Below are 12,107 nucleotides of genomic sequence, written 5' to 3' on the forward strand. Positions count from 1 at the left end.
AAACAACTATTTATAAAAATTTAGAAAAATCAGATATTAATTGTAATGCTTGTGATTTATTAAGTCTTGGATCACAATAACTTTTATAATTTTTAGATAAATCATTTTCTTTAATATTTTGGGCTCCACCCAAACATTCGGTAACATTTTCTGCTGTTAATTCCAAATGAATTCCGCCCACATAATTTCCTTCACCTTGAACGATAGAGACAAAATCTTTAAGCTCATTTAGAATATGTTGAAAATTTCGGGTTTTATATCCATGTGAACTATAAACTGTATTCCCATGCATTGGATCACAAGACCACAATATATGAAGATTATGGTGCCGGGCAGCTTTTAATAAAGGAGGTAATTTTTCTTTTATTTCTTTAGACCCCATTCTAATAATTGCCATTAAACGCCCTGGAATATTACCAGGATTAAAGATTTCAATTAAAGATAAAAAATCATTGATAGTCATGGTTGGACCGCATTTTATACCAAGGGGGTTCTGAATACCTCGTAAAAATTCTATATGTGCGCTTTCATAATATCTGGTCCTCTCCCCAAGCCATACCATATGGGCTGATGATGTATAATATTGATCAGTTTCTGGAATTTTTCTAGCCAAAGATTGTTCATAAGGTAGAAGAAAAGCTTCATGGCTGGTATAAAAACCAGTTTGCTGAAATAAACTATGGGATCCAATATTTTGGTGTAAATCGTTTAAGATTTGCCGGGCATAATTATAAGATAAAATCAAACGATTGGGATCTGCCTGTCTTTTATCGCTCTTAAATTCAATAGTGTTAACAGCATCACCTTGATAACTGGGTAGTTTTATCCCGTTTTTTATTTCATATTGGTCTGTTCTGGATTTGGCAAATTGACCCGCAATTCTACCAACCGGAACAATAGGTACATTCAACGCTGGTTGTAACATTTCAATCATTTGTCCAAAAAGGTCACAAGTGGACTGAACTTTTTTTTCTGGCAAATCAATAATAGCTTCCGCACAGTCCCCAGCCTGAAGAATAAAAACTTGGCCCAAACAAGCTTTAGTAAAATAGTCTTTTAATCTTAATACTTCATTATAGCCAACAAGAGGAGAATACCCCACTAATTTCTTTTCTATTTCTTCCAATAATTTAAGATCAGAATAGTGGGGACCAATAATATGTTTTTTTGATCGCCAACTGTCGATTGTCCATTGTTTACGATCATATTGAATATCTGACGCAAGATTTTTCATAATTAATTTAGTATAATTTTTTATACGGGCTGGCGCAAGGTTACAAATTCTTCGGCAACAGTTGGATGTAAAGGCATCGTTTCGTCAAATTGCTTTTTAGTTATGCCCATCTTTATAGAAATAGCCAAAGATTGAATAATTTCGGGTGCATCTGCACCAACCATATGGGCACCCAATACTTTGTCTGTATGCTGATCCACAATAAGTTTAACTAAAACCTTTTCATCGCGATTTGATATTGTATGTTTTAAGGGTCTAAATTGACTTTTAAAAATATTAATTTTAGTTATGGCTGCTGCTTCTTTTTCTGTTAATCCAACAGATGCAACTGCAGGATTAGTAAAAACAGCCGTTGGAATATTATCATATGAAACTGCCCATTTATTATGCCCAAAAACAGTATCGGCAAAAGCCATTCCCTGTTTTATAGCCACAGGTGTTAGCTGGGATTGATTTGTACAATCCCCTATCGCATAAATATTTTCAATCGATGATTGTCCATAATCATTTACAATAATTTCCTTATCTTTTCCCAAATGAATACCAATTTCAGCTAAATTCATATGTGTTGTATTGGGTTCTCTTCCAATTGCATATAAAATTACATCGGCCTCTAAAACATTTTTATTATCAAGCAACACTTGATAAATATTTTTATGATTTTCAATCATTTTTATATTAGAATTAAAATAAAAATTTATATTTTTCTTTTTCATTTCTTCTAATAAAAATTTTTGTACATCAATGTCAAAAGTTCGAAGAATTTGATCACTTCTTGCTATAACTGATATTTGTGCCCCCCAATTTTTAAATATAGAAGCAAATTCCAACGCAATATAACCAGTACCAATAATGATCATATGTTTGGGTATTTTATCTAAATAAAAAATTTGATCTGATACAATAGTATATTCGTATCCTGTAAAATTCAATTTTTTAGGTACAGAACCTGTTGCAATTAAAATAATTTGTGATGTGATCTTTGTATTATTTACATATACTGTATGTGGATCATGTAAAGTAGCACGGCCTTGAATAATTTGTACATTGGCTTTTTCAAGAACATTTTGGTAAATTTGATTAAGACGGCTAATTTCTTGATCACGCTTCTTAACAAATTGTGGCCAATCAAAAACAAAATTATTTGCAACCCAACCATAACCCTGAGCATCTATAAAGTCATCCTGAAAATGTGATGCATAACACATAAGCTTTTTGGGAATACAGCCTAAATTTACACATGTACCACCCATTTTACTTTCTTCAATAATTGCAACGCGTGCTCCATATCCTGCTGACATACGTGCGGCACGCACACCACCAGATCCTGCACCTATAACGACAAGATCATAATCATAGTTATTTTTTGAAGCCAAAATTTTTGTTTTCCTAATAAATTATAGAAAATAAATTTATTTACTAAATACCACCAAGACATAGATATTTAATTTCAATATAATCCTCAATTCCATATTTTGATCCTTCACGCCCCAAACCACTTTCTTTAACACCACCAAAGGGAGCAACTTCGGTTGAAATAATACCGGTATTAATCCCAACAATCCCGGATTCAATAGCTTCCGCCACACGCCATATACGTCCTATATCTCTACTGTAAAAATATGATGCCAAGCCATATTCCGTATTGTTGGCCATTTCAATAACCTCTTCTTCTGTTTGAAAACGAAATAATGGGGCTAAAGGGCCAAAAGTTTCTTCTTCTGCAACTAGCATACTCGATGTAACGTTTGCTAAAATTGTTGGTTCAAAAAAATTACCACCTAAACTGTGACGTTTTCCACCCAAAATAATTTTAGCACCTTTATCAACTGCATCTTGAACATGCTCTTCAACCTTTAAAACTGCCTTAGCATCAATCAAGGGACCTTGTTGTGTTTGACCCTGTAAACCATTGCCAACTTTTAATTGGGATACAGCCTCAGAAAGTTTTTTTGCAAAACTATCATAAACTTTATCTTGAACAAAAAGACGATTAGCACAAACACATGTTTGTCCTGTATTTCGATATTTTGAGGCAAGAGCACCCTGAACCGCAGCATCAAGATCTGCATCATCAAAAACAATAAAAGGTGCATTACCGCCAAGTTCTAAAGATATCTTTTTAATAGTGGACGCACATTGAGCCATCAATTTTTTTCCAACCGAAGTTGATCCTGTAAAACTTAATTTACGTACCAAAGGATTGGTTGTCATTTCTTGGCCAATTAATTGAGCTGACCCGGTAATAACATTAAAAACACCAGCTGGTACGCCAGCACGAACAGATAGTTCAGCCAAGGCTAAAGCAGATAAAGGTGTTTGGGTGGCTGGCTTTACAACAATTGTACATCCAGCCGCCATGGCTGGCGCACATTTTCTTGTAATCATAGCACTTGGGAAATTCCACGGTGTAATCGCAGCAACAACCCCAATGGGTTCTTTAATAACAATAATTCTTTTATCTGATTGATGGGTTGGTATCACATCGCCATAAATTCTTTTGCCTTCTTCAGCGAACCATTCAACAAACGAGGCACTATAGGCAATTTCACCCTTAGCTTCATCAAACGGTTTTCCCTGTTCTGCTGTCATAAGCCAGGCAAGATCTTCTTGATTTGCCATAATCAAATCAAACCATTTACGTAAAATAACAGATCGTTCTTTAGCAGTTTTTTTACGCCATGTAGCCCATGCTTGATGTGCAACATCAATAGATTTTTTTGTTTCCTCTAATCCCATATCGGGAATTGATGCAATAATTTCACCTGTTGCAGGATTATCAACAGATAAAGTTTTACCAGATTGAGCAGAAACCCATTGACCATTAATAAAACATTGTTGCTTTAAAAGATTAGGGTCTTTTAATTTTTCTATAATAATTTTATTATTAATCATAGGATACGACCTTTATGAACAAAAAATAATGTCTTATATAAATTTAACCTGTCTATTTCTTAAAAGCAAAAAAATAGTTACTAAATATCCTAAATAGTTTACTCAACCGCGACACTTTTAGCTAAATTTCTTGGTTGATCAACATCTGTCCCTTTAATAACAGCTGTGTAATATGCTAATAACTGCATAGGGACCGTATAAATTAAAGGCACAATAAAATCATGTACCTTTGGTAAAATAAATATTTCAACAGGAAATGATTTAAAATGATGAGCACTTTCTTTATCACAAAAAACGATGACTTTACCCCCACGTGCAATAATTTGTTGTATATTGGAAAATGTTTTTTCAAATAGAAAATCTGATGGGGCCAAAATAATAACAGGTACAGTTTCATCAACTAAAGCAATTGGTCCATGTTTCATTTCACCTGCGGCAAAACCTTCGGCATGGATATAAGAGAGTTCTTTAAGTTTTAAAGCACCTTCAAGCGCTATAGGATAACTTGTTCCACGACCCAAATATAATACATCTTGGGCTTCAGATATTTTATGTGCGATATAGCGAATTTCTTCAGCTCTATTTAAAATATCGACAATTAATGAAGGTACTTCTAAAAGAGCTGTACAATAATCTTTTTCCTGTTGTTCATTTATTCGACCTTTTAAAATAGCGAGGCGTATTGCAAAGCATCCTAACACAAGAAGTTGTGTAATGAATGCTTTAGTTGACGCAACGCCAATTTCGGGACCAGCCATGGTTGGGAGAACCATATTACTTTCATGGGCCATTAAACTTTCTTGAACATTAAGCACAGAAATAATTTTTTGGGAATGTTCCTTTGCATAACGTAAGGCCATAAGTGTATCGGCAGTTTCACCAGATTGTGAAATTGCCATTGTGATACTGTTAGGTAATAAGACAGCTTGGCGATAACAAAATTCAGATGCAATATCAACTTCAACTGAGATACCCGTTAAACGTTCTATCCAATATTTACTAACCATACCTGCAAGGTAGGCCGTACCACAAGCCACAATATTTATTTTAACAAGTGCGGAAATATCAACAGGTAGTTCTGGGAATTGCAAAGAACGCGTATGTGGGTTAATGTAATTTTTTAAACAATCACCTAAAACTGTTGGTTGTTCATAAATTTCCTTTAACATAAAATGACGATAATTGCCTTTGCCAATTAATGTACTGGACAACTCATTTGCTTTTATTTCTCTTGTTATCTGTTTGTTGTGATGATAAATTTCTGCTTTATTTAAATATAAAACAGCCCAATCATCATCTTCTAAATAACATAAACGTTTACTAAGAGATGCAAGGGCCAAGGCATCGGATGCCAAATACATTTCATTATCACCATATCCAATAACTAGTGGGCTGCCACGTCGTGCACCCATAATAAAATCTGATTGTCCTGCAAAAATAACAGCAATAGCAAAAGCACCTTTTAATTTGTCCATGGTCATTTGCATAGCTTGTTGGGGTGTTTTTTGTTGATTTAAAAAATGGGTCAAAAGAGAACTAATAACCTCAGTATCTGTTTCTGTATTGAACTTATATCCTTCTTTTTCTAACTCTGCGCGTAATTCTTGGAAATTTTCTATAATACCATTATGAACAACTGCTACCCTATCTGTCGCATGAGGATGGGCATTTGCTTCTGTCGGTTTACCATGGGTTGCCCATCTTGTATGACCTATACCAGCTGTGCCATTAATTGGTTTCATATTAATAAGGTCACGTAAATTATTTAATTTACCTTCTGCCCTGCGGGATTCAATATGACCATTAGTCAAAACCGCCATTCCTGATGAATCATAGCCCCGATATTCTAATCGTTTCAGACTATCCCAAATTTGGTTTGTAACTGATTTTTGACTTATAATACCAATAATACCACACATGTTATTTTTTATCCTTTAATATTTTTTGATCCTGTTTATGACGCCGCCAATTAATTGCTGCATCTTTGTTATTTTTTTGCTCTGCCCTACTTACAGCTATTGTATCATCAGGAACATTTTGTGTAATGACACTCCCAGCACCTATAACTGTATTTTTTCCTATCTCAACAGGGGCAACCAAAGATGTATTTGATCCAATTAAAGAACCTTGTCCTATATAAGTTTTATATTTTAAAAACCCATCATAATTACATGTAATAGTACCAGCCCCAATATTAACATTTTGGTCTATTTCAGTATCACCAATATAACTTAAATGATTAACTTTGCTTGCTTGACCCACAATACTGTTTTTAATTTCAACAAAATTTCCTAAATGTACATTATCTTTAATAACACTGCCTGGTCTTAATCTAGCAAAAGGTCCAATAGTTACATTGTCACCTATTGTAACACCCTCTAGATAAGAAAAACTTTTTATTATGATGTTTTTTCCCATAGAAACATTTGAACCAAAAATAACATGGGGTTCTAAAATTGTATTTTCAGATAAAGATGTATCATAACTTAGCCATACTGTTTCTGGTGCTATCATAGAAACACCTTTATTCAACATTTTTTCTCTTAATTGGTGTTGAATAATTTTTTCTGCTTGAGCTAGTTCTGCTTGGCTATTAACACCAATTAATTCTTGATAATCGGCTTCAACAACAGTACATCGTAAATTGTGTTGTCTTGCAACTTTTATAATATCTGTAAGATAATATTCACCTTTAGAATTATTATTGTCAATTTTTTCCAAAAGCTGAAAAGCTATTTTACCGTCAACTAATATAATACCGGAATTACAAAGCTCTAAATTGCGAATTTCTTGGCTGGCTTCTGAATATTCAACAATAGCTTCAACATCATTATGTTGATTAACAATAATACGTCCATATTGATTTGGTTGAGGTGGTTTCATTCCTACGATAACAACACTAGGTTGTTGTGTGTCCGTATTGCTATTACGACAATCAAGTATTTTTTTCAACGTACTTATGTCTATTAAAGGTGTATCACCATAAAGAATAAGCAAATCTCCTTGAATATTCTGAAGTTTCGATTTTACCGCTAAAACTGCATTTGCTGTGCCTAATTGTCTTTCTTGAATAGCAACAGGTATTGGTGCTACCGCTTGTGCCACTTGTTCCATATCAGGGGCTATAACAATAATTGACTGAGTACAGCCAAGTTTTTCCACCTTATTTAATATATGATTAATCATAGGAAGATTTGCCAATTTATGTAAAACTTTTGGCAAAGATGATTTCATACGCGTACCTTTACCAGCAGCCAATATAAGTGTAGTTAAATTCTGATCAGTCATGGTTTATTTTCAATTAGTTCAATACGATACCCATCTGGATCTTCAATAAATGCAATAATATTATTGCCCCCTTGTTTTGTGGGTCCAGGTGGCCTCGTAATTTTTATTTTATGCTCCACAAGGTTGTCACAAAAACTATAAAGGTTGTTCACACCAATTGCAATGTGACTAAAAACTGTACCTAAACTATAAGGCTCTTGAACATCCCAATTATATATTAATTCAAGTGTTGTACAATGTCCTTCCTGGCCATAACCCAGAACAACTAAAGTAAATCTAGCATCACGATGTTCAGATTGACGTAATATACGGAAACCCAATATATTCTGATAAAAATTTATCGAGTTTTCTAAATTACTTACACGAATAACAACTTGTAAAAATTTAAAATTTCTATCTGAAATTTGATTTTCCATAGGATAAATTTATTAATCACGAATCATTGCAGCAAAAGTTGCTTCTGCTACAACTTTGTCATCTACCTTTGCTTGACCATTAAATTTCCAAACTGACCCTCTGCTTCTATCTTTTAAAACATGTATAGACATTTGATCGCCTGGTACAACGGGCTTTCGAAATCTTACATTATCAACGGACATAAAATAAACCAATTTACCCTCTGAATTTGATCCCAATGTATGAACAACAAGTACAGCTGCCGTTTGTGCCATAGCTTCAACGATTAAGACACCTGGCATCACTGGATCTTTGGGAAAATGACCTTGAAAAAATGCTTCGTTAATTGTTACATTTTTAAGCCCAATTGCACTTTCATCTGTGATCAAGCTAATAACACGATCAATCATCAAAAAAGGATAACGATGCGGTATCATTTGCATGACCTTCATGACATCCAAAGTATCAATCTTTTTTTGTTCGTTCGTCATATCATTATCTTTTAAAATATCCTTTATTTAATAATTATTGTTTTACTGCCGGTGCTGGAGTTGCTGGTGCAGCAGTTGACTTAAGAGAAGGTAATTTTTGATCAACCAATCTAATAACTTCATTTGTTATATCAAACCCATCGGCTGATAAAATAACAAATTGTTTATCTAAAACTAAGGTATAACCGCGTTGTTTTGCAAGATCACGTAAAATATCAATCATCGTTGTACGAATAGTTTTTACACCATTGTCACTCATTTGTTGTAATTGCTTCTTTTTTTGTTGAGCGCTGGTTTGGTATTGATTGGCTTGTGCCATCAATCCATCTTTTTTCTTTTGGAATTGATCTTGCGTTAATTTATCACGTTCCATTTGGATGCTGCGTTCAGCTGCTCTTAACGTATCTTCTTGTTTTGCCAATTCAGTTTGATAGTTTTTTGTCATTTGATCTATTTCATTTTTTAAACCCGATGCGGCTTTGGACCCTATAATAACTTTTTCAAAATCAACAACAGCAATTGATACATTAGTTGATTTATTATTTGTATTAGATGGTACATTTTGTTGTGTAGGTTGGGTCGGGGTTACTGGCGTTTGTTGTGCATAAACATTTACGTTCATTAAACTTAAAAAAATCGATACTATTACACCAATAAAAAATTTAGACTTATTTGAAAACATAACTTTCCTTTCATAAAAATGATTAAGACTAATAATTAAAAACGTGTCCCTAAACTAAAACGAAATAATTCTTTAACATCATAAGATTCTTTTACTATAGGAAGACCTAAATCTACGGCAAGTGGACCAAACGGAGAACGCCACGTAAGACCACCACCAATAGAAATTCTTGGCGCTGCGCTATCTTCAACATCACTACCATGAAAATCACTATCAAACAAAGTGCCAAAATCAGTAAAAGCACGTCCACGAATTTGATACTCTTCAGGAAGTCCTAAAGGAAATGACAATTCTGCAGTTCCTACAAAGGAAACATTACCACCTAAAGCATCATCTGTATCTGTATCTCTGGGTCCTATACCTGCCGTTTTAAACCCACGAAAATTATTTCCGCCTAAAAAGAAAGCATCTGTCACTCTAACTTCTTCTCCTAATCCAAAAATATATCCTAATTTACCTGAAAATCCTAAAGTTACATCTTCCATAATAGGTTCCCAATACCCACCTGTTATTTCAGTTCTAAGATAATGGATACTTCCTGCTAACCCTGCAAAATCATTACTGAATTGAAATAAATAACCTTCATTAGGATCAAAACGATTATCACGCCTATCTAAAATTATATCCTGACTTATGACGGAACTTAATGTTTTACCTTCTTGTTGTTTAATAGCTTCAGATACATTTCCCTTAATATTATCAATTTCATCATAAGAAAGTGTATATTTTATATTGTGACGTAAATATTCGCTTATATCATACCCCAACCGTATTCCCGCACCCGTTGTTGTTTTTTCAAAAGAGCTTTCCTTACGTTCGGTCGTTGTACGAAAAATATCAACACCAGCAGTTAGTTCTTCTTCTAAAAAATAAGGATCTGTAAAACTTAAATTAGCTAATGAACGTTTACCTGAAATACTAAAATCTGCTCGTAAATCTTGACCACGACCTAAAAAATTTCGTTCCCGTAAACCCACATCAGCTAAAGGACCATCTGCTGTTGAAAATCCAAGGCCTAGATTCAGTTCCCCAGTAGATTGTTCTTCAACATTGACTTCAACAACCGTTTTGTCAGGTGTACTACCCCGATTTGTTTTCAAATCAACTTTCGAAAAGAACCCTAAATTCTGAATACGTTGTTTTGTTCGACGCATTTTTGATGCATTAAAAGCATCACCTTCCACTAACCTAAACTCACGCCGGATAACTTTATCTAAAGTTCTAACGTTTCCATTTATATCAATACGCTCAAGATAAACGCGTTCCCCTTCTTGAATTTCATACACTAGATCTAGTTGATGTTCTTCTTGATTTTTTTCAATACGCGGTCTAATTTCAGCAAACGCATATCCTAAATTTCCCACACTTTCAGTTAGTATCGCAACAGTTTTATCCACAAGTGATGCATCATACCAAGTATTAGGTTTTGTTAATATTTGATCTTCAACTAACTTTGGGTCTAATTCTTTAATATCGCTTTTGATATCAACAGTATTAAATTGGTAACGTTCTCCTTCTTCTACCGTAAAGGTAATATAAAATGAATCTTTTTCTGGAGATAATTCAGCCACAGCCGATACCACACGAAAATCTGCATATCCATTTTTTAAATAAAAATTACGCAAAACCTCGCGATCAACAGTTAACCGATCTGGATCATATGTATCATTCGTGGTTAAAAAACGATACCAAGCTGCTTCATGTGTTATGATTTGTTTGCGTAATTCACTATCACCAAAAACATTATTACCAACAAAATCAATACGTTTAACAGATGTTTTATCACCTTCATTAATTTCAAAAACTAGATCAATTCTATTTTGATCCAATTGTATAACTTTTGGATCAACCGTAGCTGCAAAACGCCCACTGCGACGATAAATATCTTGAATTCTCTTCGCATCAGCTTGAACACGCGTTTGGGTATATACAACACGTGGTTTTAATTGTACCTCTGCTTCCAATGTGTCATCATCAATATGGTTATTTCCTTCAAAGGCTAAACGATTGATGATGGGATTTTCTTTTACCTTAACAACTAAAATATCACCTTCTAAGGAAATATTAACATCTGCAAATAACCCTGTTGCATAAAGATTTTTTAAAGCCTGGTCTATTGTTGATGTTTCATAAGATTGACCAGGTTCCAGCTGCATATAAGAGCGAACCGTATTGGGTTCAATACGCTGCGTTCCTTCAATCCTGACACTCCCAATAGTTACAGGGTTTTGAGCAAAAACCTGTTTATAAAATAAACAATTATTGATCAATAAAAAAATAATTATATAAAGAATGCTTTTCATTTCATGAAAAACTTAAAAATTTAACTTATTAATTTTTTAATATCATTGCCAATAGCAAACACGAATAAAGAAAGAAGTAATACAAGTCCAACACGTAAAGCCCATTCTTGAATTTTTGGATTTAAAGGGCGGCCCAGTAAAGCTTCAAAAAAATAAAACATAAGATGTCCCCCATCCAAAAGAGGAATAGGAAAAAGATTAAATATACCCAACGCTATGGATAATAAAGCCATAAAATTAAATAAATCGATTAATCCACTTTTAGCAATTTCACCTGACATCTTTGCTATACCAACAATACCTGTAAGTTCTTGAGGGGAACGAACACCAATAATCATCTGATAGGTAGATTCTAAAGTCTGTAAACTAATAGAATAAACCTGATTTATTGAAATTAAAAAAGAATCTAAAAATGGATATTGAACAAGTTGTCTTTCACCACTTGGGCTTATTCCTAATTGTCCTACATAATGTATATCGCCAAACACATCTTTCTTTTCAACAATTTTAGGTTTGGCTGTTAACGTTAAAGATTGGCCATTTCTATCAATATCAATTGTTAACACTTTATCTAAACCTAATTGAACAATGGACTGAATATCTTCAAATCGTTTTGTTATTGATCCATTAATTTTAATAATTTTATCACCAACTAATAATCCCCCTTGTTCTGCTGCACTACCTGGTAATATTGAAGATACCGTTGTTGAAGAAAAAGGTTGACCATAAAAATTAAATAATAAAGTCCAAATACAAATGCTAAATAAAAAATTTGCTAAAGGCCCGCCAAAAACAACTAAACTACGTTGCCATAATTT

Annotated in this window: 10 protein-coding genes; all 10 read right to left on the reverse strand. The window is 33.7% G+C overall.

Annotated features, from left to right (window positions below):
• Positions 1-10 precede the first annotated feature (10 nt).
• On the reverse strand, positions 11-1,234 hold the full coding sequence (locus K1X44_05250; GenBank protein ID MBX7146698.1) for a 3-deoxy-7-phosphoheptulonate synthase: 1,224 nt from the start codon (positions 1,232-1,234) through the stop codon (positions 11-13).
• Positions 1,235-1,254: 20 nt separating this feature from the next.
• Positions 1,255-2,610, reverse strand: a complete 1,356-nt coding sequence (gene gorA / locus K1X44_05255; GenBank protein ID MBX7146699.1) for a glutathione-disulfide reductase — start codon at positions 2,608-2,610, stop codon at positions 1,255-1,257.
• A gap of 43 nt (positions 2,611-2,653) precedes the next feature.
• Positions 2,654-4,129, reverse strand: a complete 1,476-nt coding sequence (gabD, locus tag K1X44_05260) for an NADP-dependent succinate-semialdehyde dehydrogenase (protein MBX7146700.1) — start codon at positions 4,127-4,129, stop codon at positions 2,654-2,656.
• Positions 4,130-4,227: 98 nt separating this feature from the next.
• Positions 4,228-6,048, reverse strand: a complete 1,821-nt coding sequence (glmS, locus tag K1X44_05265) for a glutamine--fructose-6-phosphate transaminase (isomerizing) (protein ID MBX7146701.1) — start codon at positions 6,046-6,048, stop codon at positions 4,228-4,230.
• 1 nt (position 6,049) lies between these two features.
• Positions 6,050-7,417: a bifunctional UDP-N-acetylglucosamine diphosphorylase/glucosamine-1-phosphate N-acetyltransferase GlmU gene (gene glmU / locus K1X44_05270; protein ID MBX7146702.1), complete on the reverse strand. Its 1,368-nt coding sequence runs from the start codon at positions 7,415-7,417 to the stop codon at positions 6,050-6,052.
• A complete protein-coding gene (locus K1X44_05275) occupies positions 7,414-7,833 on the reverse strand; it encodes a VOC family protein (GenBank protein ID MBX7146703.1) in 420 nt (139 codons plus the stop codon). The genes glmU and K1X44_05275 overlap by 4 nt, the downstream gene beginning before the upstream one ends.
• Positions 7,834-7,845: 12 nt before the next feature.
• Positions 7,846-8,304 carry a 3-hydroxyacyl-ACP dehydratase FabZ gene (gene fabZ, locus K1X44_05280; protein MBX7146704.1) on the reverse strand — a complete coding sequence of 153 codons (459 nt, stop codon included), beginning with the start codon at positions 8,302-8,304 and terminating at the stop codon, positions 7,846-7,848.
• A 34-nt stretch (positions 8,305-8,338) separates the two neighbouring features.
• A complete protein-coding gene (locus tag K1X44_05285) occupies positions 8,339-8,986 on the reverse strand; it encodes an OmpH family outer membrane protein (protein ID MBX7146705.1) in 648 nt (215 codons plus the stop codon).
• A 35-nt stretch (positions 8,987-9,021) separates the two neighbouring features.
• On the reverse strand, positions 9,022-11,289 hold the full coding sequence (gene bamA, locus K1X44_05290; protein MBX7146706.1) for an outer membrane protein assembly factor BamA: 2,268 nt from the start codon (positions 11,287-11,289) through the stop codon (positions 9,022-9,024).
• A 20-nt stretch (positions 11,290-11,309) separates the two neighbouring features.
• On the reverse strand, positions 11,310-12,107 hold a 798-nt coding region (gene rseP, locus K1X44_05295), incomplete at its 5' end, for an RIP metalloprotease RseP (GenBank protein MBX7146707.1).

This window comes from Alphaproteobacteria bacterium (genome assembly GCA_019695395.1).
GTDB lineage: Bacteria > Pseudomonadota > Alphaproteobacteria > JAEUKQ01 > JAIBAD01 > JAIBAD01.